This window comes from Streptomyces sp. NPDC007863, assembly GCF_040633895.1.
Lineage (GTDB): Bacteria > Actinomycetota > Actinomycetes > Streptomycetales > Streptomycetaceae > Streptomyces.
In genome coordinates this window covers 1-24,135 of sequence record NZ_JBEYEI010000035.1, presented here as the reverse complement: position 1 = coordinate 24,135, position 24,135 = coordinate 1, and the positions used below count along the sequence as shown (strand labels likewise).

General features: G+C 74.2%; 9 protein-coding genes and 1 pseudogene. 2 read left to right on the top strand and 8 right to left on the bottom strand.

The features are described from left to right. Window positions 1–39: 39 nt before the first annotated feature. The 4 genes from ABZ621_RS35540 to ABZ621_RS35525 form a co-directional block, all read right to left on the bottom strand. Window positions 40–252, bottom strand: coding sequence for an MbtH family protein (locus ABZ621_RS35540; protein ID WP_360611014.1), 213 nt, complete (start codon window positions 250–252; stop codon window positions 40–42). Beyond that, window positions 249–14,486: an amino acid adenylation domain-containing protein gene (locus tag ABZ621_RS35535; protein ID WP_360611013.1), complete on the bottom strand. Its 14,238-nt coding sequence runs from the start codon at window positions 14,484–14,486 to the stop codon at window positions 249–251. The genes ABZ621_RS35540 and ABZ621_RS35535 overlap by 4 nt, the downstream gene beginning before the upstream one ends. 84 nt (window positions 14,487–14,570) lie before the next feature. After that, window positions 14,571–15,632, bottom strand: a complete 1,062-nt coding sequence (locus tag ABZ621_RS35530; RefSeq protein ID WP_360611011.1) for an iron-siderophore ABC transporter substrate-binding protein — start codon at window positions 15,630–15,632, stop codon at window positions 14,571–14,573. Window positions 15,633–15,753: 121 nt separating this feature from the next. Then, window positions 15,754–17,106, bottom strand: coding sequence for a lysine N(6)-hydroxylase/L-ornithine N(5)-oxygenase family protein (locus ABZ621_RS35525; RefSeq protein WP_360611009.1), 1,353 nt, complete (start codon window positions 17,104–17,106; stop codon window positions 15,754–15,756). Between the two features lie 251 nt (window positions 17,107–17,357). Between ABZ621_RS35525 and ABZ621_RS35520 the strand changes: the two genes are divergently transcribed. Both ABZ621_RS35520 and ABZ621_RS35515 read left to right on the top strand, forming a co-directional pair. Beyond that, window positions 17,358–18,305, top strand: a complete 948-nt coding sequence (locus tag ABZ621_RS35520) for a methionyl-tRNA formyltransferase (RefSeq protein WP_360611007.1) — start codon at window positions 17,358–17,360, stop codon at window positions 18,303–18,305. 121 nt (window positions 18,306–18,426) lie between these two features. Next, window positions 18,427–19,530: a winged helix DNA-binding protein gene (locus ABZ621_RS35515; RefSeq protein WP_360611005.1), complete on the top strand. Its 1,104-nt coding sequence runs from the start codon at window positions 18,427–18,429 to the stop codon at window positions 19,528–19,530. Between the two features lie 38 nt (window positions 19,531–19,568). Here ABZ621_RS35515 and ABZ621_RS35510 read toward each other — a convergent pair whose 3' ends face one another. The 4 genes and pseudogenes from ABZ621_RS35510 to ABZ621_RS35495 all read right to left on the bottom strand — a co-directional run. Beyond that, a complete protein-coding gene (locus tag ABZ621_RS35510; RefSeq protein ID WP_360611003.1) occupies window positions 19,569–21,632 on the bottom strand; it encodes an iron ABC transporter permease in 2,064 nt (687 codons plus the stop codon). Window positions 21,633–21,647: 15 nt separating this feature from the next. Then, complete coding sequence (locus ABZ621_RS35505; RefSeq protein WP_360611001.1) at window positions 21,648–22,628, bottom strand: iron-siderophore ABC transporter substrate-binding protein; 981 nt, start codon at window positions 22,626–22,628, stop codon at window positions 21,648–21,650. Then, window positions 22,625–23,485 carry an ABC transporter ATP-binding protein gene (locus ABZ621_RS35500; protein ID WP_360610999.1) on the bottom strand — a complete coding sequence of 287 codons (861 nt, stop codon included), beginning with the start codon at window positions 23,483–23,485 and terminating at the stop codon, window positions 22,625–22,627. The genes ABZ621_RS35505 and ABZ621_RS35500 overlap by 4 nt, the downstream gene beginning before the upstream one ends. Before the next feature lie 110 nt (window positions 23,486–23,595). After that, a pseudogene (locus ABZ621_RS35495) lies at window positions 23,596–24,135 on the bottom strand (sugar ABC transporter substrate-binding protein); the annotation flags it as partial.

Here is a 24,135-nt window from a genome sequence, read left to right as displayed (position 1 = left end):
ATCCTCCGCGGGCGGCGGCGTCCGTGCGGACCGGCCGGTTCAGCCCCGCTGGGCGTCGGCGAGGCTCGCGGGCCGCAGGTCGGTCCAGTTCTCCTCCACGTACGCGAGGCACGCCTCGCGCGTGCCGGGGCCCGCGACGGTGCGCCAGCCGGCCGGGACCTCGGCGAAGGCCGGCCACATCGAGTGCTGGTTCTCGTCGTTGACGAGGACCAGGAAGGTGCCCTGCGGGTCCTCGAACGGGTTGGTCGTCATGCGGTGTCACTCCTCAGGGACGGTACGGACGGTGCGGTGAACAGCTCGGACAGCGGCTGTTCCGGTCGGGCGGCCGCGGTGCGCAGCAGCCGCAGCAGTTCGTCGGCGAGCCGCCGCGCCTCGGCGGTGCCGATCAGGTCGGTGGCGTGGACGAGCGCGCAGTGCACGGGGCCGTCGCCGCGCGGCTCGTGGAAGCTGAGCGTCAGCTCGGCCCGGGTCCGCCCGGTCGGGACGACCTCCAGGGAGCCCAGGCCGCCTTCGAGCCGGCTCAGCTCGGCCTGCTCGTGGTGGATCACCATGACCTGCGGTCCGCCGGCCGGCAGGCCGGCGGCCCGGGCGACCTCGTCGAAGGGGACGTCCTGCCGGTCCAGGGCGCCGAGCGTGGTCTCCCGCACCCGGGTCAGCAGTGCGGCGAAGGTCGGGTCGCCCGCGGTGTCGGTGCGCAGCACGACCGTGTTGAGGAAGCTGCCGACGAGATCGGCGAGCCGGTCGTCGGTGCGTCCCGCGACCATCGTGCCGATGGGCAGGTCGGTGCCCGCGCCGTGCGCGGTGAGCAGGGCCGCGAGCGCGGAGTGCAGCACCATGAACATGCTGGTGCCGGTGGCCCGGGCCAGCCCGTCGACGGCCGCGTGCAGTCCCTCGTCGAGCACGAAGGCGACGTGGTCCGCGGGGTGTCCGGCCGGGCCGGCGGCGTCGGGCCGCGGGCCGTCGCCCGGCAGCGCCAGCCGCCGCGGGACGTCCCGGAGGGTCTCCCGCCAGGCGGCGAGCTGCCGTCCGCCACGGCTGTCGGGGTCCGTGAGGTCGCCGAGGATCTCGTGGGCCCAGCGGGTGTAGTCGGCGTACGAGACGGGCAGCGGCTCCCACGTGGGCGCGTCGCCCCGGACGCGGGCCGCGTAGGCGGTGGTGAGGTCGCGGAAGAGCGGGACCACGGACCATTCGTCGACGGCCAGGTAGTGCAGGGCGAGCAGCAGGGCCTGCGTACCGTCCCCGCCCGTGAGCAGGCGGGCCTGCAGCGGGGCCTCCCGCTCCGCGTCGAACGTCCCGGCCGCGAGTTCCCGCAGCCGGGCGTCCAGGTCGGCGCACTCCTCGGTGACGAGGACGGGGGCGTCGACGGGGCGCTGGTGCACGGCGCCGTCGCGTTCCGCGAAGGCCGTGCGCAGCGGCTCGTGGCGGCCGGCGGTGTCGGCGAGGGCGGCGGCGAGCGCGTCCGCGTCGAAGCCGTCGGTGGCGCGCAGGACCAGCGCGTGGTCGAAGCCGGGGCCCCGGCGGTACGCCCGCCACTGGGTGCGCTGGCCGGGCGCGAGCGGCAGCGGCCCGTCCCCGTGTCCGGTGGGGCGCAGCGCCGGGCGGGCGGCGGCCGCGCCGTCGAGCTTGCCCGCGAGACCGGCGACGGTGAGGGCGTCGAAGACGTCCCGGATGCCGAGCTCGACGCCGAACTCGGTGCGGATGCGGCCGAGGAGCCGCATCGAGGCCATCGAGTGGCCGCCGAGGGCGAAGAAGTTGTCGTGCACGCCGACGCTGTCGAGCCTGAGGATCTCGCGGAACAGCCCGGCGAGGCGGGCCTGCGTCGCGGTGGCCGGGCGGGCGTCCCCGGTCATCGCCGACCAGTCCGGCGCGGGCAGCGCCTTGCGGTCCAGCTTGCCGTTGGGGGTCAGCGGCAGCGGGCCGTCGAGCGGCACCACGAGCGCCGGGACCATGTACTCGGGGAGCAGGCCGGCGACGTGGGCGCGCAGCTCCTGGGGGTCGAGGTCGCCCGACTCGGGGACGGCGTACCCGATGAGACGGACGATGTCCCCGTCGCGGTCGGGCAGGACGGCGGCCTGGGCGACCGCGGGGTGCCCGGCGAGGGCCGCCTCGATCTCGCCCAGCTCGATGCGGAAGCCGCGCACCTTGACCTGGGTGTCGACCCGGCCGAGGAAGTCGAGGTTGCCGTCGCGGCGCCAGCGGGCCCGGTCGCCGGTGCGGTACATCCGGCTGCCGGGCGCGCCGTACGGGTCGGCGACGAACCGCTCGGAGGTCAGGCCGGGCTTGCCGAGGTAGCCGCGGGCGAGGCCGCGCCCGGCGACGTACAGCTCGCCCACCACGCCGGGCGGCACGGGCCGCAGGTGCTCGTCGAGCACGTAGGCGCGGGTGTTGGGGTCGGGGCGGCCGATCGGGACCCGGCCGGTCGGCGTGGAGCCGTGCTCGCGGGCCGGCCAGAGCGTGGAGTTGACCGTGGCCTCGGTGAGTCCGTAGGCGCAGATCAGGTCGGCCGTGGCGCCGAACCGCTCGAACAGGTCCGGCGGCACGGTCTCGGTGCCGACCAGGACGGTCGATCCCTCCGGCAGTTCGCAGCCGGGCGGCAGGGCCGACACCAGCGACGGCGGCAGGATCATGTGGGTGATCCGCTGGTTTGCGAGGAAGTCGGTGAGCGCCGGTCCGGCGACGCGTGCCTCGTCCGTGATCAGGACGAGCCGTCCGCCGTGGCAGAGCGCCATCGCCAGTTCGAACGCGAACACGTCGAAGCCGATCGAGGCGAACTGCAGCACCCGGCTGTCGGGGCGCAGCCCCATGCGGTCGACGGCCGTCGCGACCAGGCTGGCGATGCCCTCGTGGGGCACGACCACGCCCTTGGGGCGGCCGGTGGAGCCGGAGGTGTAGATCACGTAGGCGGCCTGGTCGAGGGCGACCGGGGCGCTCTCCAGGGGCTGTCCGGGGAGGGCGTCGAGTTCGGCGGCGGTGTCCGGCGCGTCGAGCAGGACGACGGGCACGCCCGGCACGTCGGGGATCTTCCCGGCGACCGGTTCGGTGCCGACCACGAGGGCCGCTCCGGAGTCCTCGATCATGTACGCGAGCCGGTCGGCCGGGTGGGCGAGGTCGAGCGGGAGGAACGCGGCGCCCAGTTTCAGGGCCGCGAGCACCGCGGCGACCATGTCCACGGACCGGGGCACGGCCACGCCGACGACGCTCTCGGCTCCGGCGCCGCGCGCGGCGAGCAGCCGGGCGAGGCGGTCGGCGCGGGCGTCGAGCTGGGCGTACGTGACGGAGCGGGCGCGGTCGACGACGGCGACGGCGTCGGGCCGCTCGGCGAGCCGCCGGGCGAACAGGGCCGGGAACGACTCCTCCTCGACCTCGCGCGGCAGGCCGTTGAAGCCCTCCAGGACGAGCCGGCGCTCCTCGCCGGTGAGGATCTCCAGCTGCGACAGGGGCCGTTCGGGCGCGGCGACGAGGGCGGCGACGAGCCGGCGGAGCCGGTCGGCGAGCTCCGCGGCGGTCTCCGGGTCGAACAGCTCGGTGGCGTACTCCAGGCGGCAGCCCAGGGAGCCGGTGCCGCCGTCGGCCGGGGTGTGCTCGGTGAAGCTGAACACGAGGTCGAACTTGGCGGAGCGGATCCGGAACGGCACGTACTCCACGGCGAGTCCGGGCAGCGCCCGCTCCTCGCCGGTGCGGGCGTGGTAGCCGACCATCACCTGGAAGAGCGGGTTGCGGGAGAGCGAGCGCGTCGGATTGAGCGCCTCGACGACGGACTCGAAGGGCACGTCCGCGTGCGAGAAGGCGGCGAGGTCGGTCTCGCGGACCCGGGCGAGCAGTTCGGTGAAGCCGGGGTCGCCGCTCACGTCGGTGCGCAGCACGAGCGTGTTGACGAAGAACCCGACGAGTTCGTCGAGGGCTTCGTCGCCGCGGCCCGCGATGGGCGCGCCGAGGGGGAGGTCGGTGCCGGCGCCCATGCGGTGCAGCAGGGCGGCCACGGCCGCGTGCACGACCATGAACATGCTGGCGCCGGTCACCCGGGCGAGCCGCCTGAGGCCCTCGTGGGTGGTGGCGTCGAAGGCGAGGTCCAGTTCGGCTCCGGTGAACGCCGGGCGGGCGGGCCGCGGCCGGTCCGTGGGGAGCTCCAGCTCCTCGGGGGCGCCGGCCAGCGTCGTGCGCCAGTGGTCCAGCTGCCGCGCGGCCAGGCTGCCGGCGTCCGCCGGGTCGCCGAGGAGCCGCTGCTGCCAGAGCGCGTAGTCGGCGTACTGCACCGGCAGCGGATCCCACGCGGGGGCACCGCCGCGGGTGCGGGCCGCGTAGGCGGCGGCCAGGTCGCGCAGGAAGGGGCGGTCCGACCACTCGTCGGTGGTGATGTGGTGCAGCAGCAGGACGACGATGTGGTCCTCGGGTCCCAGCGCCACGACCGTGGCCCGCAGGGGCAGTTCGGCGGCGAGGTCGAAGGGGCGGTTGACGGCCGCGTCGACGAGGCCGGGCAGCTCCTCCTCGGTGGCGCGGACCGTCTCCACCACGGGGCGCGCCTGCCCGGCGGGCAGCACCCGCTGGAGCGTCCGACCGTCCGGGGTGGTGAAGAAGACGGTGCGCAGGGCTTCGTGACGATTCGTCACGTCGCTGAGGGCGGCGCGCCACGCCTCGGTGTCGAGGGGGCCGCGCATCCGCATGACGAGCGGGAAGTTGTACGCGGCCGAGGTGCACTCGATCTGCTGGATCACCCAGAGCCGCTGCTGGGCGTGGGAGAGCGGCAGTTCGTCGGGGCGTTCGCCGGCCGTCAGCGCGGGGCGGGCGGCGCCGCCGCGGCGGTCGGCCCGCTCCACCAGTTCGGCGACGGTGGGCGCCTCGAACAGGTCGCGGATGGCCAGTTCGGTGTCGAGCGCGGTCCGGGCGCGGCTGACGAGCCGGGTGGCGAGCAGGGAGTGGCCGCCGAGCTCGAAGAAGTCGTGGTCGATGCCGACGCTGCCCTCGGGCAGGCCCAGGACCTCGGCGAACAGCGCGCACAGCGTCTCCTCGCGCGGGGTGCGCGGCGGGCGGCTGGTCGCGGTGCCGGCGAAGTCCGGGGCGGGCAGGGCCCGGACGTCGAGCTTGCCGTTGACGGTGAGCGGCAGGGTGGCGACGGTGACGAGCGCGGACGGGACCATGTAGTCCGGCAGGCCGGCCTTCAGGTGGTCGCGCAGGTGCTGGAGCAGCTCCTCGCCGGCCTCGGTGCCGGCCTCGGGGACGACGTAGCCGGCGAGGCGCTTGGTGCCGGTGGACTCGTCGACGACGACGGCGGCGTGCGCGACCGCCGGGTGCGCGGACAGGGCGCCCGCGATCTCGCCGAGTTCGATGCGGTAGCCGCGGATCTTCACCTGGTCGTCGGTGCGGCCGAGGAAGTCGAGCAGTCCGTCGGGGCGCTGCCGGACGAGGTCGCCGGTGCGGTACATGCGCTCGCCGGGCTCGCCGAACGGGTCGGCGACGAACCGTTCGGCGGTGAGGCCGGGCCGGTCGTGGTAGCCGCGGGCGAGGCCGGTGCCGGCGATGTACAGCTCGCCGGGGGCGCCCGGCGGGACGGGCCGCAGCATGGCGTCGAGGACGTAGGCGCGGGTGTTGCGGATCGGGACGCCGACCGTGGAGGTGGCGCTGTCCGTCGTCGATCCGCCGAGGGTGTTGATGGTGTACTCGGTGGGTCCGTACAGGTTGTAGCCGTAGGTGCCCTCGGTGCGGCGCAGCCGGTCCCAGACCGTGTCGGGGACGGCTTCGCCGCCGAGCAGGACCAGGGCGGGCCGGTGCTTCCCGGCGGCCTCGTCGTGGTCGAGCAGGCCCTCCTCGACGAGGAGCCGGGCGTAGGTGGGCGTCACGTTGACGACGTCGACGCGGTGGGCGTCGCAGTAGGCGACCAGGGCCTCGGCGTCGCGGCGCAGGTCCTCGTCGCAGACGTGGACCTCGTGGCCCTCGACGAGCCAGAGGAGCTCCTCCCACGACATGTCGAAGGCGAAGGAGACGGTGTGCGCGACGCGCAGCCGCCGGCCGCCCGCGGACGCGATCGCCGGGTCGAAGATCTCCTTCTGGTGGTTGAGCTGCATGTTCGTCAGACCCCGGTAGGGGGTGACGACGCCCTTGGGCCGGCCGGTGGAGCCCGAGGTGTAGATGACGTACGCCGGGTGCTCCAGGCGGTCCGGCACGTCGTGCGCGAACGCGGGCCGTTCGGCGTCGGTGATCGTGGAGCCGGGCAGCGCGTCCAGTTCGGCGGCCACGGCCTCGTCGTCCAGGAGGAGTTCGGGGGCGACGGGGCCCCCGGGGCCGCGCAGGGTCGGGGCGACGGCCGTGGTGGAGACGAGGCACAGCGGTCCGGTGTCCTCGGCCATCAGCCGCAGCCGGTCCGCCGGGTGGTCGAGGTCGAGCGGCAGATAGGCGGCGCCGGTCCGCAGGACGGCGAAGAGGGCCGCGACCATGTCGAGGGAGCGGGGCAGCGCGAGCGCCACGGCCTTCTCGGGTCCGGCGCCCCGGGCGAGCAGCAGCCGGGCGATCCGGTTGATGCGCGCGTCCAGTTCGGCGTACGTGAGGGCGCGTTCGCCGAAGACGAGGGCCACGGCGTCCGGGGTACGGGCGACCTGGGCGGTCAGCAGGTCGGCGACGGTCTCGTTCGGAACGGGCTCGCGGCTGGCGTCCCACGCGGCCGTCAGGGCGGCGCGCTCGGGGGGCAGCAGCAGGTCCACGCCGGCGGTCGCGGCCGAGGCGGCGCCGGGGGCGGTGAGGAGTTCGCCGAGCCTCTCCAGGACGGTGGTGAAGCGGCTGAGGACGGTCGCGGACGCCTCGGCGTCGAAGAGGTCGGGCCGGGCCGCCAGGGTGACCCGCAGCCGGGTCTCGGGGGTGACGATCAGGGTCAGCGGGAAGTGGGTGCCGTCCACGTTCGCCACGTCCGTGATGCCGTGCCGCCCGCGCAGTTCGGCGGCCCGGTCCTCGCCGTCGGCGGAGCGGAGCACGAAGAGGGTGTCGAAGAGGCGGCGGTGCCCGGTCTCCTGCTGGAGGGTGCCGAGGCCCACGTACTCGTACGGCATGACGGCGGCGCGCTCGGACTGCATCCGCCGCAGCAGGTCGAGCAGCGGCTCGTCCGGGGCGAAGGAGACGCGGGCGGGGATGGTGTTGAGGAACATGCCGATGATGCCGGCCGCGTCCGGCACGTCGGCGGGCCGTCCGGCGACCGCGGTGCCGAAGGCGACGTCGCCGCGTCCGGTCAGCGCGGACAGGACCAGGCCCCAGGCGGCGTTGAGCACGGTGTTGAGGGTGAGGCCGTGCCGGCGGGCGAGGGCGCGCAGCCGGTCGCTGGACTCCCGGGACAGGACGGCGTGGTGGTCGGCGGGGATGACGGGGCCCGCGTCGCGGCCGGCGGGGGCGACGAGCGTCGGCTCGTCGAAGCCGGCGAGGGCCTCGCGCCAGGCGCCGAGCGCCCGGGTGCCGTCCTGCCGGTGCAGCCAGGCCAGGTAGTCGCGGTACGAGCCCGGGGCGGGCAGGCCGGTGGTGTCGCCGGACCGCTCGTACAGCGTGAACAGCTCCTCCAGGAACAGCCAGGCGGACCAGCCGTCCCAGAGGATGAGGTGGTGGGTGACGACGAGCCGGTCGCGGCCGTCGCCGAGGCGGAGCAGCCGGAGGCGGCAGAGCGGCGGCGCGGACAGGTCGAAGCGCTGCCGGCGGTCGGCGGCGAGCAGCTCCTCGACGCGCGCGGTCCGCTCCTCCGGCGCGAGGCCGGTCAGGTCGGTCACGGTGAGCGGGATCTCGGCGCCGTCGGCGATGAACTGCACGGGCCGGGGCAGGCCGTCGCTGGTGAAGCCGGCGCGCAGGCTCGCGTTGCGGTCGAGGAGGGCCCGGCAGGCGGCGCGCAGCCGGTCCGCGTCCAGGCGGTGGTCGAAGTCCAGGGTCTCCTGCGAGAGGTAGACGTCGAGGGCGTCGCCGCTGTCGTAGGTGGCGTGGAAGTACATGCCCTCCTGGAGCGGGGAGAGCGGCCACACGTCGGCGACGGTGAGCCCGGCGGCGACGGCCTCGACGCGGGCGGTCTCCTCCGGGGTGAGGTCGAGACCGACCGGCGGGGCGGGCGCGGGGGGCTCGGCCGGGCCGGCGGCGGTCAGCCGGTCGAGCAGGGCCCGCAGCGCCGGGTCGACCTCGGCGCCGGACAGGGCCTGCGCGGCGAGCACCGCCTGGAGCGCGGCGGCGGCCTGCCCGGCGTCGGACGCGGACACCGTCACGCCGGCGGCGGGGGCCCCGGGAGCGTTCCCGTCGGCGGCCGCGTCGGACTCGGCGGGCTCGACCGGCTCGGCGGGCTCGTGCGCGGCCGTCGCGGCGAGCGCGGCGGGCGTACGGTGCTCGAAGACATCGCGCGGGCTGATGGTCAGTCCCCTTTCACGGGCCCGGGTGGCGACGGCGATGGAGGTGAGGCTGTCGCCGCCGAGCATGAAGAAGTCGTCGTCGGCGCCGATGTCCTCGGCGCCGAGGACCTCGGCGAAGATCCGGCAGAAGGCGCTCTCCCGCGCGTCGCGGGGGCCGCGCCCGCCGGCCCGGGGGGTGAACTCCGGTGACGGCAGGGCGTTCTGGTCGAGCTTTCCGCTCGGCGTCAGCGGCAGCTCGTCCAGGGTCACGACGGCGCTGGGCACCATGGCCGCGGGCAGCGCCCCGGCGAGCGCGGCGCGCAGGGCCTCGCCGTCCGGGGCCCCGCCGTCCGGGGCTGCGTCGGGCGCCGGGACGGCGTAGCCGAGGAGGGCGCCGTCGCGGACGACGACGGCGGCGCGTCCGACGCCCGGCAGGGCGGCCAGCGCGGCCTCGACCTCGCCGAGTTCGATGCGGTTGCCGCGGATCTTGACCTGGCGGTCGGTGCGGCCGAGGTACTCGACGGCCCCGTCGGCGCGGCGGCGGACCAGGTCCCCGGTGCGGTACATGCGCGCCCCGGGCTCGCCGAACGGGTCGGCGACGAACCGCTCGGCGGTCAGGCCGGACCGGTCGTGGTAGCCGCGGGCCAGCTGGACGCCGGCCAGGTACAGCTCGCCGGGGACGCCGTCGGGCACCGGCCGCAGGAACGGGTCGAGGACGTGCAGGCGGGTGTTCCAGACGGGCCGGCCGATGGGGACGGCGAGCTCCGTCCCGCCCTCGTACGGGAAGTACGTGACGTCGACGGCCGCCTCCGTGGGGCCGTAGAGGTTGTGCAGCGGCACGGGGCCGTGCGCGGAGCCGGCGGTGAGCTCCGACCAGCCGCGGGCCTGGGCGCCGGTGAGCGCCTCGCCGCTGCAGTACACCCGCCGCAGGCTCGCCGCCCAGTCGGGCGCTCCGCCGTCGGCCTCCATGGCCTGGGTGAAGGCGGCCAGCATCGAGGGGACGAAGTGCGCGGTCGTGATCCGCCGGGAGTGGATCAGCTCGGCGAGGTAGCCGGGGTCGCGGTGGCCGTCCGGGCGGGCGAGGACGACCGTCGCCCCCGCGGTGAGCGCCCAGAAGAACTCCCACACGGACACGTCGAAGCTCGACGGGGTCTTCTGCAGCACCCGGTCGTCGGCGGTGAGCCCGTACGCGTCCTGCATCCAGGCGAGCCGGTTGACGACCGCCCGGTGGGTGACGGCGACGCCCTTGGGGCGGCCGGTGGAGCCGGAGGTGTAGATGAGGTACGCGGGGTGGTCGGGTCCGGCGGGCCGCCCGGGCGCGGCCCCGGCACCGGACGCCGTGTCCTCCCGGCCGAGGACGAGGGGGGCGACGCCCGCCACGTCCGGCAGCCGGAGGACGGCGTCGGCGGTGGTCACGACGGTCCGCGCACCGGAGTCGGCGAGCATGTACGCGACGCGTTCGGCCGGGTAGTCCAGGTCGAGGGGCAGATAGGCGGCGCCGGCCTTCAGGACGCCGAGGAGGGCGACCATCAGTTCGGCCGAGCGGGGCACGGCGACCGCGACGTACGCCTCCGGGCCCGCCCCGTCGGCGCGGAGCCGGGCGGCCAGGGCCTCGGCGCGCCGGTCGAGTTCGGCGTAGGTGAGGGTGGTGGACTCGAAGACGACGGCGGGGGCGTCCGGGGTGCGGGCCGTCTGCGCGGCGATCAGCGAGACGAGCGTGGCGTCGGGGACCTCGTGCGCGGTGGCGTGGGACGCGGCGAGGTGGTCGCGCTCACGGTCGGAGAGCACGTCGGTGCGGGCGACCGTGCGCCCGGGCTCGGCCACCAGCGTGCGCAGCAGCGCGGTGAACCGGTGGGCGAGGACGGCCACGGTCACGCCGTCGAGGCGGGCGGCGTCGTGCTTGAACCGCAGCAGCAGGCCGTCGCCGGGGTCGACGACGAGGGCGAGCGGGTAGTGCACGGCGTCGAGCACCTCGACGCCGGTGACGCGCGGGGCTCCGGGCTCCGTGCCGTCCTCCGGTCCGCCGGCCGGGAAGTTCTCCAGGACCACGAGCGTGTCGAAGAGCTCTCCGCCGCCGGCGAGCCGCTGGATGTCGGCGAGGCCGAGGTGCTGGTGGTCGAGGAGGGCGGCGTGCTCGTCCTGGACCCGGCGCAGGAGGCCGGCCAGCGACTCGTCGGGACGCAGCGTGACGCGGGCCGGGACGGTGTTGATGAACAGGCCGACGGCGGAGTCGAGACCGGCGACCTCGGTCGTGCGTCCGGAGACGGTGGTGCCGAAGACGACGTCGTTGCGGCCGGTGAGCGCGCCGAGGAGCAGGGCCCAGGCGCCGTGCAGGACGGTGCCGAGGGTGAGGCCGTGGGCGCGGGCGAAGGCCCGCAGTTCGGCGGTGAAGCCCTCGGGCAGCCGGGTGTCGACGTGTTCGGGCCGGGCGGGGGCCCGCTCGGTGTCGCCGGTCGCGGCCAGCCGGGTGGGCTCGTCCAGGCCGGCCAGGGCGGCGCGCCAGGCGGCGCGGGCGCCGTCCCGGTCGCGGGTGGCCAGCCAGGACAGGTACGGGCGGGGGTCGACGGGCTCGGGCAGGGCGTCGCCCCGGTAGGCGGCGGCCAGTTCGCGCAGGAGGACGGTGACGGACCAGCCGTCGGCGACGATGTGGTGCAGCGTGAGCAGGAGGCGGTGGCGCCGGCCGTCCTTGATGAGGGTGGCCCGGATGAGGGGCGGCCGCGTCAGGTCGAAGCGTTCGGCGCGGTCGGCGGCGAGCAGCGCGCCGATCCCGGTCTCCGCCGTGTCGGCCCGCCGCCACGGCAGCGTGACGTGACCGGCGAGCCGCTGGACGACCTCGCCGCCGGGCAGCTGGCGGTAGGAGGCGCGCAGCAGGGGGTGCCGGTCGAGGGTCAGCTGGAGGGCGCGGCGCAGCCGTTCGGGGTCCACCGGGCCGTCGAGGTCGAGGAGTTCCTGCACGACGTAGAGGTCGGCGGCGTCCTCGTCGAAGGCGGCGTGGAAGTAGAAGCCCTCCTGGAGGGGGGAGACGGGCAGGGCGTCCTCGTCGAGCGCGACCGGGGCGGCGGGGGCGGCGGGCGTCTCGCCCGCGGCACGGGCGAGGGCGGCGACGGTGCGGAGCCGGAACACCTGGCGGGGGGTGAGGGCGAGCCCGGCCTCGCGGGCGCGGTTCACGAACTGGATGGCGACGATGCTGTCGCCGCCGAGCTCGAAGAAGCTGTCGTGGACGCCGGCCGAGGGCAGGCCGAGGACGTCGGCGAAGAGCGTGGCGAGCGTGGTCTCGACCGGCCCGGTGGGCGCGTCGGCGCCGGCGACGGCGGTCCAGCGCGGCTCGGGCAGGGCGCGCTTGTCGAGCTTGCCGTTGGGGGTGAGCGGCAGCGGCCCGTCGAGCACGACGACGGCGGACGGCACCATGTGGTCGGGCAGGGTGTCCGCGGCGCGGGCGCGGGCGGCGGTGACGGCGGACTCGGTGTCCGTGCCGTCCTCCCCCACCAGGTAGGCGACGAGGCGCTTGACGCCCCGGTGGTCCTCGCGGGCGAGGACGGCGGCCTGGGCGATGCCCGGGCAGGCCATGAACGCGCTCTCGATCTCGCCCGGTTCGATCCGGTGGCCGCGGATCTTGATCTGGCCGTCGGCGCGGCCCAGGAACTCGATGTTGCCGTCGGCGCCCCAGCGGACGCGGTCGCCGGTGCGGTACATGCGGCTGCCGGGCGCGCCGTACGGGTCGGCGACGAATCGTTCCGCCGTCAGGCCGTGCCGGCCGAGGTAGCCGCGCGCGAGGCCGCGCCCGGCGACGTACAGCTCCCCCTCGGCACCGACCGGGACGGGGCGGAGGGCGGTGTCGAGGACGTAGGCGCGGGTGTTGGGGTCGGGGCGGCCGATCGGGGCCGGGCCCGGGCGCGCCGGGTCGGCGGGCCACAGCGTGGAGTTGACGCTCGCCTCGGTGAGTCCGTACGCGACGACGACCCGGACCCGCCCCGCCCAGCGGGCGATGAGCTCGCCGGGCACGGCCTCGGTGCCCACGATCAGGACGGCGCCGTCGGGCAGTTCGCACTCCGGGGGCAGCGCGGAGACCAGGGACGGCGGCAGGATCATGTGGGTGGCCCGGTGCCGCGCGATGTAGTCGGTCAGGGCGGGGCCGGCGACGCGGCGCTCGGCGGGGACGACGATGATCCGGCCGCCGACGCAGAGCGACATGATCAGGTCCCAGACGGTCACGTCGAAGCCGACGGACGCGAACTGGACGACACGGCTGCCGGCGGTGACGCCGATGCGGTCGGTGGCGGTGGCGACGAGGCTGCCGACGCCGTCGTGCGGGACGACGACGCCCTTGGGACGGCCGGTGGAGCCGGAGGTGTAGATGACGTACGCCGCCTGGTCCAGGGCGACCGGCACTCCGGGGCCGGTGGCGTCGCGGCGCGCGACGGCCTCGGCGGTGGCCGGGTCGTCGAGCACCAGGCGCGTGACGTCGGGCGCCTCGGGGAGTTCGCCGGCGAGCTCCCGCACGGTGATCACGGTGCGGGCCCCGGCGTCGTCCAGCATGTAGGCGATGCGGTCGCGGGGGTGGTCGGCGTCCAGCGGCAGGTAGGCGGCGCCGGCCTTCATCACCGCGAGCAGGGCGACGACGAGTTCCGGGGAGCGCGGCAGGGCCACGGCGACGACGTCCTCGGCGCGGACGCCGCCGTCGGCCAGGTGGCACGCGAGCCGGTTCGCGGCGGCGTCGAGCTCCGCGTAGGTCAGCTCGCGCTCCTCGAAGACGAGCGCGACGGCCTCGGGCGAGCGGCGCACCTGTGCCTCGAAGGCGGCGGGCCAGGACAGGTCGGCGGTCTCGCGCGGTGCCACGCCGAACTCGTCGAGCAGGACGGCGCGTTCGGCGTCGGAGGTGAGGTCGAGGTGGCCGACGGGGCGGTCGGGGTCCTCGGTGAGGGCGTGCAGCAGCGCCAGGAAGCGCCGTTCGTGGGCCCGCAGGGTGTCCTCGTCGCAGACGGCCGCGTCGGCGTCGAGGTACACGGAGACGCCGCCCGTGCCCGGGACCTCGCCGAAGCCGAACGCCAGGTCGCTGACGGGGCCGAGCCACTCCGGCCGGAGTTCGGCGGTGCCGTCCCCGAAGCGCAGCTCGTCGGGCCGGGGCAGGATGTTGACGGTGGGGCCGACGAGTTCGGCGACGCCGTCGACGAGCCCCAGCTCCTTGGCCAGGTCCTCGGCGCGGTACCGGCCGTGCGCGACCGTCTCGGCGACGGCCTCGCCGACGTGGGCCACGAGGGCGGACGCGGTGGTGGCGGGCCGCACGGTCAGGCGGAGCGGGACGATGTTGGAGACCATGCCGGGGACGGTGGCCGCCGCCTCGTCCTGGCGTGCCGCGATCGGCAGCCCGAGGACGAGGTCCTGCTCTCCGGTGACCCGGTGCAGATACGCGGCCACGGCGGCGATCAGGACGCGCGAGGCGCGGGAGCCCGCGCGGTCGGCGGCCCGGCGCAGCCGCCCGGTCTCCTCGGCGGACAGCTCCACCGACCGCCTCAGCCGGCGGGTCGTGAGCGAGGGGGCCCGCTCGACCAGGCGGGCCGGCTCCGGCAGGCCGGCCAGGCGCTCCCGCCACCAGGCGCGCTCGGCCGCGTACCGGTCGGAGGCCCGGTGGGCGAGGTCCGCGTCCACCAGGCTCCGCAGGGACCGTTCGGGGCCCGCGGGGGCCCGCTCCCCCAGGGTGTAGAGCTCGCCGGCGCGCCGGGAGATCAGCGCGACGCCCATGCCGTCGACGAGGATGTGGTGGTACCGCTGGTACCACCACACGCGGTCGTCGGCGAGCCGGAGCAGGGCCTGGGCGAAGAGCGGCCCGTCGGCCGGGTCGGCGGGCCGGTCCCGGTCGGCGGTGATCCACTCGGCGGCGGCCTCCTCCGGCTCCGCGGCGTCGCGCAGGTCGACGACCGGGATGTCGAAGGCGACGGCGACGGGCGTCTGACGGAGTCCGCCGTCCGCCGCGGGCCCGACGCGGACGTGGAGGCACTCGGCCTCCGTGACGGCCCGGCGCACCGCCGCGCCGAGGCGGCCGAGGTCGACGGCGCCGCGCAGGTCCAGGGCGAAGACGATGTTGTAGGCGGAGCTGTCCGGTTCGATCTGCTGGGCCAGCCAGATGCCGGTCTGCCCACCCGTCAAGGGCATTCCGGGCGCGGATGTCCGGTCCGACTCGACGTCAAACATCGTACGTTGTGCCTTTCCCTGGCGGTGCGTCGGTGAGGGGCGGAGCTACTTGACGGCCGTCAGCAGCGGCTCGATCTCGTCGATGGCGTACGGGATCGACAGGACCGTGTTGAAGGAGAACGCGGCGCCGATGTCCGGGCCCTGGTAGGGCACGAACAGGTCGCGCTTCTCCTGGTGGACCTTGAGCTTCTTGTAGAGCGGCTCGGCCTTGATCCGGTCGTTGGCGTCGGTGCTGGAGGTGACCCAGACGAGACGGTCGACGTCGAGGACGTTCAGCTTCTCGGCGCTGAGTTCGGCGACGTTCCAGCCGGGCTTGGCGAGGGAGTCGATCTCGGGCTTGGCCTTGAAGCCGAGCTCCTTGAAGAAGATCGCCTTGGGGTCGGTCTTGGTGAAGGCCGAGTACTTGCCGGCCTCGAAGCTGTCGGCCACGACGAGCGTCCTGGTCGCCCACTCGGGATGCTTGTCGCGGACGGCCTTGAAGCGGGCGTCGATGTCGGCGATCAGCTTGTCCGTCTCGGCCGTCTTGCCGAGGGACTTGCCGATCTGCCGGGTCATCACCTGCCAGGAGGCACCGTAGTCGGGGACGCCCTGGGGCTGGGCGACGACCTTGGTGAACTTCGAGAGCGTGTCGTACTGCTCCTTCTTCATGCCGGAGTACTGCGCGATGACGAGGTCGGGCTTGAGGGCCGCGATCTTCTCGATGTTGTACTCGTCGCGCTCGCCGACGATCTCCGGCTTCGTGGACCCCCACTTGTCCTTCGTCCACGGCCACTTGCCGTACGGGTCCTCCTTGAACCAGTCCACCGCCCCGACCGGCTTGACGCCGAGCGCGAGGACGGCGTCCTGGTCGGAGAGGCCCAGCGTGACGACCCGCTGCGGCGCCTTGTCGATGGTCGTGCTGCCGTACTTGTGCTGCACCGTCACCGGGAAGGCGGCGGCCGTCCCCTCCGTGCCGGCCGTGGCCTCGGGCTTCGCCTCGGGCTTCTCCCCGGTCTTCTCCGTACCGCCCCCGCAGGCGGACAGGGCGAGCGCGGCGACCGTGGCGACGGCGACGTGTGGCAGGTGTCTGAGGAACCGCGTCGGAGCGGGGCGCGTACCAGTGAACACAGTTGTTCCTTTCGGGCGATCTCACAGTGCGTGCCGCACCCGCCGGATGCGACGGCGTCGTCCGGCGGGCGTGGCGAGTGGGGGGCTCGGCCGGGACGGTGGGCCCCGGGGACGGAGGGCCCTAGCGGGCCGAGCCGATGCCGTCGGCGACCGGCCGGGGTTCGCCGGGCGCGGGCGCCGGCCCCCGGTCGAGGATCGAGTCGAGGATCTCGCCGACCCTGATGGCGGTGTTGGAGAGGAGGGACGACGTGATGCCGTGGGTGTGCTCGGTGCCGCCCTGGAGGTAGATGCCGCAGCGCACGTCGGGGTCGGTCGTGAGCCGGTAGTCGCGCTCGACGCGGACGCGTCCCTCCTCGTCGCGGTGGCAGCGGTCGGCGACCGGGCCGAGGAGTCCGACGGGGTCGGCCGGGCGGTAGCCGGTCGCGTACACGACGACGTCGGCGTCGATGACCGTCTCCTCCCCGGTCACCAGGGAGGTGACGGTGGCGTGGACCCGGTCGCCGCTCTCCTCGACGCCGGTGAGCCGGGAGACGTTGAGGAAGCGGAGGCGCTCGGTGCCGAGGACCTTCTCCTGGTACGCCTGCCGGTAGAGGTCGTCGATGAGGTCGATGTCGACGACCGAGTAGTTGGTGTTGCCGTGGTAGTCCATCAGCTTGCGCTTCACGTCGCCGGGGGCCGTGAAGTACTCGTCGACGGCGTCCGGGTCGAAGATCCGGTTGGCGAAGCTGCTGTCGTCCGCGGGGCTGTAGCCGTAGCGGGAGAAGACGGCGCACACCTCGGCCCCGGGGAAGCGGCGGTGCAGGTACGCGACGTTCTCGGCCGCGCTCTGCCCGGCGCCGACGACGACGAAGCGGGTCGGGTCCGTGCCGTCCAGGCCGTCGACCTTCATGAGCAGCTCGGAGTTGTGCCACACGCGGTCGGTGCGCGCGACGCCCTCGGGCATCAGCGGCCGGAGTCCCGTGCCGATCACGAGGTTCCGGGCGCGGTGGACCACCGCCTCTGTGCCGGTCCTGGCGGTGACGTCGAGGTACTCGACGACGCCGTCGCGGACGACGGGCTCGATGGCGATCACCTCGTGCCCGTAGGAGACCATGTCGTCGACCTTGGCCGCCGCCCACTCGAAGTAGTCGTGGAACTCGACGCGCAGCGGGAAGAGGTTCTTGTGGTTGACGAAGTCGATCAGCCGGCCCTTGCTCCGCAGGTAGCAGAGGAAGCTGTACTCGCTGGCCGGATTCCGCAGCGTCACCAGGTCCTTGAGGAAGGACACCTGCATGGTGGCGTCGTCGATCAGCATGCCGCGGTGCCAGCCGAAGCCCGGCTGCCGCTCGAAGAAGTGCGCGGTGACGGCCTCCTCCCTCCCGACGCGGGCGTTGTGCTCGCTGAGCGCGAGCGCCATGGCCACATTGGACGGCCCGAAGCCGATTCCTATGAGGTCGTGGACCAGAGGGGCGTCGCCAGGAAGACCCTGAGACATGTCACTCCCATCGTGCGGAACTGCCGCTTGTCAGGCGTGGGGAAGAGAACGCGACACCGGCCCGGTGTCACCGTGAGCCAGTCGGAACTTAGGTAAAGCTAACCTGACCTGCGGCGGGCTGTCGACTGCACAAACCGGACACCTGACGGAGGCTCACCTATCAACTGGCTTGAAAACATTGGGCTATTGCAATGTTAGGTAAGCCTTGCTTTACTTGCGGCCGTCATTCGCTCTTTCGAGGAGGAACCCTCATGCGGGTCGTCATGTTCGGTTACCAGACGTGGGGTCACCGCACCCTGAAAGCACTCCTGGAGTCCGAGCACGACGTCGTGATGGTCGTGACACATCCCAAGAGCGAGCACGCCTACGAGAAGATCTGGAGCGACTCGGTCGCCGATCTGGCCGAGGAGCACGGCGTCCCCGTCGCCATCCGCAACCGGCCCGACGACGAGGAGCTGTTCGACCTCCTCAAGGCCGCCGATCCGGACATCATCGTGGCCAACAACTGGCGCACGTGGATCCCGCCGCGCGTCTACTCGCTCCCCCGTCACGGCACGCTGAACGTCCACGACTCCCTCCTGCCCAAGTACGCCGGCTTCTCCCCCCTGATCTGGGCCCTCGTCAACGGCGAGCGGGAGGTGGGCGTCACGGCCCACCTGATGGACGAGGTGCTCGACGCCGGCGACATCGTGGACCAGCGCGCGGTCACCGTGGAGCCCACCGACACGGCCACCGACCTCTTCCACAAGACCGTCGACCTCATCGCCCCCGTCACGATCGGCGCGCTCGCCCGGATCGCCGCCGGGGAGACCGAGTTCACCCGGCAGGACCGCTCGCAGGCCAGCTTCTTCCACAAGCGCGCCGAAGAGGACATCCGCATCGACTGGGACTGGCCGGCCGAGGTGCTGGAGCGCCTGGTCCGGGCCCAGTCCGCGCCGTACCCCAGCGCCTTCACCTTCCACCGGGGCAAGCGCCTGGAGATCCTCTCCGCCGTGGTGTCGGAGGGCCGCTACGGCGGCACCCCCGGCCGCGTCTTCTACCGCGAGGGCGACGGCGTCGTGATCGTCGCCGGCGCCGACGCCCGCACGGGCCGCAACCACGGCCTCGCCGTCACGCGCGTCCGGACGGAGGACGGCCGCGAACTGCCCGCCACCGAGTACTTCACCTCCATGGGCGGGTACCTCACCGAACGGCCGTGAGCGCCCGGGGCGCACACCCCCTCGACTCCGGCGCCCCTCGGACGGTCCCGAGGGGCGCCGGTACGCGTACGACCCGACCCGGCCGGCCGGACCTCACCGCCGGGTGACCAAGGGGGAACACATGGAACGACCGGTCGTCTCCGGCACCGCGTGCGACGCGTCCGGAGCGAAGTTCACCGTCGTCGGCATCTCGAACACGCCCACGACCGACTGGGCCCAGGTCTTCAGAGCGCTGGCGGGCACCGATCTCACGCTCGCGGGGGACGTGGCGGCCCTGGCGGCGGACCCCGGCGCCTCCGCTCCCGGTCCCGGGAGCGCCCCCGGGACCGCCCCCGGGACCGCGTCGGGGCACGCCGAGCGTCCCGGAGCGGCGCCCGCGGGCCCGCCCCGCCTGAGCATGACGCCCCCGAGCGTGCTCAACCTCAACGCGTACCTCATGTACGCGATCGGCAAGGCCGCGCGCCGCCGGCTCACCGAACGGCTGGCCGCCCACAACCTGCGGCTGTGGCACCTCACCGTCATGGCGATGGTCGCCGACCTGGGCCCGCAGATGAAGACGCTCCTCGCCGCCCGGCTCGACATGAACTCCAGCGACCTGGTGAAAATCGTCAACGACCTGGTGCGGACGGGACACGTCGACTGCGCCCGCGATCCGGGCAACCGGCGGAGGATCCTCGTCCGGCTGACCCCCGAGGGCCGCGCCTACCTCGACCTGCTCAACGCGGACATCGCCTCCACGGACGACGAGGTCCTGGCCCCGCTGAGCGCGAGCGAGCGCGAGGTGCTCGCCTCCCTGCTCCGCCGGGTCCACCACCACCTCGACCCGGGTCCGGCCGGCACGGTCCACCACGAACCGGAGCGGTTCACGGAGGTCCTGCGCAACGGCTCCGACGAGGACGGACGGATCGACTGGACGCGCTCCGCCGAGGAGATCGCCGGCTTCGTCGAGGCCCGGCGCCCGCTGCGGCCCCACGCCTTCACGCACCACGCCGGCCGCCGGCTCGACGTCCTCACGGCGACGGTCTCCCGGGGCCTGTACTCCGGCGAGCCGGGCCACATCCGCCACCACGAGGACGAGGGCGTGGTCGTCGTCGCCGGCGCGGACCACCTCGGCGGCGGACGGCCCGGGCTCGTCCTGCACCGCGTGCGCAACGAACACGGCGCGGAGTTCCGGGCCGAGGAGTACTTCACCCCGGGAACGACCGGCGGCCACGACCCCCGGTAGGGGCCGTGGCCGGACGGCCGTGGCCGGACGGCCGTGGCCTACCGGCGGCTGCGCACCAGCAGGTACAGGAAGTACGGCGTGCCGATCACCGCGGTCATGATCCCGGCGCCCAGCTGGGCCGGCGCGATGACGGTCCGGCCCACCAGGTCGGCGGTGCAGACGAGGAGCGCGCCGAGGAGGACGGCGACCGGGACGACGCGCGCGTGCCGCCGGCCCACGAGGGCGCGGGCGGCGTGCGGGGCGACGAGCCCGACGAAGCCGATGGTGCCGGCGGCGGCCACCGCGGCGGCGCTCAGCACCACGCCGAGGACGAGGAAGCCGAGGCGGCCCCTGCCGAGGGCGAGCCCGAGGAGCCGCGGGGTGTCCTCGTCGAGGGAGACGAGGTCGAGCTCGGTGCGGCGCGCGACCGCGACGGCCAGACCGACGGCGACCGCGACCGCGAGGGGGATCACGTCGGGCAGGGTCCGGCCGTAGGTGGAGCCGGACAGCCAGGTGAGGGCCTTGGTGGCGTTGAACGGGTCCGTCAGGATGATGAGCAGGCTGACGAGGGCGGCGGTGCCGGAGTGGATGGCGAAGCCGACGAGGACGAGCCTGGTCTGCTGGAAACCGCCCCGCGCGGCCAGTCCGAAGAGCAGCGCGGAGGCCGCGGCGGCGCCCGCGAACGCGGCACCCGCCGCCCCCCATCCGCCGGCCATGGGCACGGTCGTGACGAGGAGGACGGCACCGAGCGCGGCGCCCCCGGAGACGCCCATGATGCCGGGCTCGGCGAGCGGGTTGCGGGTCACGGCCTGGACGAGCGTGCCGGCCAGGGCGAGCGCGGCGCCGGCGAGGAGCGCCGCGAGGATCCGGGGCACCCGGGTGTCGAGGACGAAGCCGACGGTCCGCCCGGCCTGCCCCGTGACCCAGTTGGCGACGTCGCCCAGGAGCAGCTTGGCGTCGCCGAGCAGGACGGCGGCGATGACGACGCCGACGAGGGCGGTCACGAGGACGGCCGTGACCCCGACGAAGACGGCGCGGCTCCGGATGCGCAGCCGGTCGGCGGGGACTCCGCCGGTGTCCCTCAGGCGTGCGGCCATGGCGATCACGAAGGCGGCGCCGACGAGGCTGGTGACGACGCCGGTCGGCACGGCGACCGCCGTGTCCGCGGGGACGAGCGTGCGCAGCAGCACGTCCGCGCCGAGCACGAGCCCGGCGCCGACGAGACCCGCGACGGGGATGCCGATCCGGGTGCGGGCGAAGCCCCGGAAGCGGCGGGCGAGGGGACGGACGAGGGCCGGGGCGCACAGGCCGACGAAGCCGACCGGTCCGGCGAGGGTGACGGCGGCGGTGGCGAGGAGGGCCGCGAGGACGACGGCGGTCATGCGGGTGGAGCGGACGGGGACGCCGAGGCCGCGGGCGGCGTCGTCGCCGAGGGCCAGGGCGTCCATCCGGCGGGCGAGCAGCAGCAGTCCGGCGAGTCCGACGACGCCGATGGGCGCCATCTGGAGGACGCCGTCGAAGCCGTTCTGGGAGATGCTGCCCTGGTTCCAGTGGTAGACGCCCTCGGCCTCCTGCGGGAAGAGCAGGAGCAGTCCCTCGGTCATGGCGGTCAGGCCGAGGGTGAGGGCGCTGCCGGCGAGGACGAGCCGGACGGTGCCGGTGCCCAGGCCGGAGAGGCCGAGGACGACCGCCGCCGCCGTGAGGCCGCCGGCGAACGCGATGCCGGAGGAGGCGAGCAGCGGGAGGGAGACGCCCGTGGCGGCGGTGAGGCCGAGGGCGAAGTAGGAGCCGGCGTTGACGGCGAGGGTGTCGGGGGCGGCGAGCACGTTGCGGCTGACCGCCTGGAGGGCGGCGCCCGCCATGCCGAGGACGACGCCGACGAGCAGCCCGGCGGTCATCCGCGGCAGGCGCGAGGCGATGACGACGGACGCGTCGGCGGGGTCGGCCTCGCCGGTGAGGGCCTTCCAGACCTCGGCGGCGCCGACGGAGGCGGTGCCCTGGGTGATGTCCACGAGGGCGAGCCCCGCGACGAGGAGGAGCAGTGCGGCCGTCACCGCGGCCGCGCCCGTCCGGGACGGGGCCGCCGGCGGGCGGGGGGCGGGAGTGGTTGCGGTGACGGCCATGGCCTCTGTATTCGTCTACTTCGTCAGGGCGATGATCGAGTCGATGTACTTCGTCATCGAGCCCGGACCGCCGAACATCCAGATGCCGTCGGGCAGCCGGTGGACGTTGCCCTTCTTCACGAACGGCAGCGAGGTCCACACCTTGTCCTTGGCGAGGGCGCCGGTGAAGGGGGTGCTGCTCTCGTCGCCGTCGTTGCCGATGTAGGCGAAGTGGACGTCGGCGCTGAGCTTGGTCAGGCCCTCGACGTCGGTGGCGCCGAGGCCGTACGCCGGGTCGCCCTTGACGTTCCAGTCGTTCTTCAGGCCCAGCTTCTCGTTGACGGCGCCGATGAGCGAGCCGTTGGTGAAGGGGCGGATGGAGACCTGGTTGGAGACGAGGTAGCCGTCGGCGAAGGCGACCTTGGCGCCGCCGAGGCCGGCACCGGCCAGGGCCTTCTTGCCCTCCTCGACCTTGGCCTCGAAGGCCTTCTTGAGTTCGGCGGCCTTGTCGGTGGTGCCGGTGGCCTGGGCGAGCAGGTCGAGGTTCTTGTTCATCTGCCCGATCGGGTCGGCCGCGTCGGCCGACTTGACCTCCACCACCGGGGCGACGGCGCGCAGCTGCTTGACGGCGGCCGGCGGCAGGTCGGTGCTGGCGACGATGAGGTCCGGCTTCAGGGCGGCGATGGTGTCCATGCTCGGCTCGCCGCGGGTGCCGATGTCCTTCGGCTCGTTCTTCAGCGGGACGGCGGTGTCCCAGGTCTTGTAGCCCTTGACGTCGGCGACGCCGACCGGGTCGACGCCGAGCGAGACCAGCAGCTCGACCTCGTGCCACTCGGTGCCGACGACCTTCTGGGCGGGGCCGTCGAGGACGACCTTCTGGCCGGAGGCGTCGGTGAGGGTGATCTTCTCGGCGGGCTTCTTCGCCTTGTCGTCGGCGGCGGGCTCGGTGGTGCCGCAGGCGGTCAGGGCGAGGGCGGCCGCGGCGAGGACCGCGGTGGTGGCGAGGTGTCGTCTCATGAGGGGGTGCTGAGCCTTTCGCTTCGCGTGTGGTGGCGGCCGATCGCGCGGGTGCGGAGCCGTCCGGTGAGGGGGTCGGGGTCGACGTCGATGCGGATGCCGTAGGTCTCGGTCAGCCGCTCGGCCGTCAGGACGTCTTCGGGGAGACCGTCGGCGACGATCCGCCCCGCGTGGAGCAGGACGATCCGGTCGCCGACGGCGGCGGCCTGGTCCAGGTCGTGGAGGACGGCGCCGACGGCGATGCCGTGGTCGTCGGCCAGGTCGCGCATGAGGTCGAGGAGTTCGACCTGGTAGCGCAGGTCGAGGTAGGTGGTCGGCTCGTCGAGGAGCAGGACGCCGGTCTCCTGGGCGAGGCAGCCGGCGAGCCACACCCGCTGGAGCTGTCCGCCGGACAGGTGCTCGACGCCCCGGTCGGCGAACTCCTCGACGCCGGTCAGGGCGAGCGCCCGGTCCACGGCCTCCCGGCCGCCCGGGTCGGCCTTGCCCCAGCGTCCCCGGTACGGGTAGCGGCCGAACTCGACGACGTCCCGCACGGTCAGTCCGCCGGGCGTGGGCCGGCCCTGGGTCAGCAGGGCCACGTGGCGCGAGAACTCACGCGGGCTCAGGGCGAGCCCGTCGGTGGCCCGGTCGATGACGAGCTCGGCGGTACGGGGCCGCTGGAGCCGCGCGACGGTCCGCAGCAGCGTCGACTTGCCGCTGCCGTTCGGCCCGACCAGGACGGTCACCTCGCCCGGCCGCAGCGTCAACGACGCCTCGTGGACGACGTCGACACCGTCGTACGCCACGGTGACACCCGTGGCCGACAGCTCATGACCGCGCGGACGCGGGATCGCGGAGGTCTCTTCACCAACATGCACGCGACGAAGGTTAGCCTAACCTAAATCAACCTCGGAAGAGGGGTCCGCTCTGCGGGCACAAGGCACTTTCACGCCATGGTCCACACCGCGACAGGACGGCTCCCGGGACGCTACCGATCGGCGAGAAGCCGGTTGACCCGCGCCTCCGCGGTCGACAGGAGTCGGTCGAGGTCCGCGTCCTCGTCGGTGAGGACGCCCGCCATCACGTCGTCGAGGATCCTGTAGATCTCCTGGGCCTTCGGCGGCTCGGCCTTGCCCTGGACGGGGTTGTCCATGAAGGTCCTGAAGTTCGCGACCGGCATGGTGGCGTGCTCCACACGGGCCGCGTCGTCCTTCGACTTCGAGCGGTTCAGCCAGAAGTTGGGCTGGGGGATGCCGACCGGGAGCTTGTCGGCCTTGGTGCGGGCCCAGTCGAACTGGCCCTTGCCGACGGTGAGGTTCTTGAAGTTGAGCCAGGCGACGGCGGCCTTGATCTTGTCGGGCGAGATGCCCTGCTTGACCATGTAGTTGTTGCCGCCGGCGAGCGTGTTCTTGCCGCCCGGGATCGGGCCCATTCCGAAGTTCTCGTACGTCGCGCCGAGCTGCTGGACCATGTAGGCGATGTCGTCGGGAGCGGCGAGGAACATGCCGAGCTTGTCGGTGGCGATCTG

Excerpts from the sequence above, each read along its gene's own strand:
- ABZ621_RS35540 (WP_360611014.1), bottom strand. The coding sequence starts at position 252 with ATGACGACCAACCCGTTCGAGGACCCGCAGGGCACCTTCCTGGTCCTC.
- ABZ621_RS35535 (WP_360611013.1), bottom strand. The coding sequence starts at position 14,486 with ATGCCCTTGACGGGTGGGCAGACCGGCATCTGGCTGGCCCAGCAGATC.
- ABZ621_RS35525 (WP_360611009.1), bottom strand. The coding sequence starts at position 17,106 with ATGTCTCAGGGTCTTCCTGGCGACGCCCCTCTGGTCCACGACCTCATA.
- ABZ621_RS35520 (WP_360611007.1), top strand. The coding sequence starts at position 17,358 with ATGCGGGTCGTCATGTTCGGTTACCAGACGTGGGGTCACCGCACCCTG.
- ABZ621_RS35515 (WP_360611005.1), top strand. The coding sequence starts at position 18,427 with ATGGAACGACCGGTCGTCTCCGGCACCGCGTGCGACGCGTCCGGAGCG.
- ABZ621_RS35510 (WP_360611003.1), bottom strand. The coding sequence starts at position 21,632 with ATGGCCGTCACCGCAACCACTCCCGCCCCCCGCCCGCCGGCGGCCCCG.
- ABZ621_RS35505 (WP_360611001.1), bottom strand. The coding sequence starts at position 22,628 with ATGAGACGACACCTCGCCACCACCGCGGTCCTCGCCGCGGCCGCCCTC.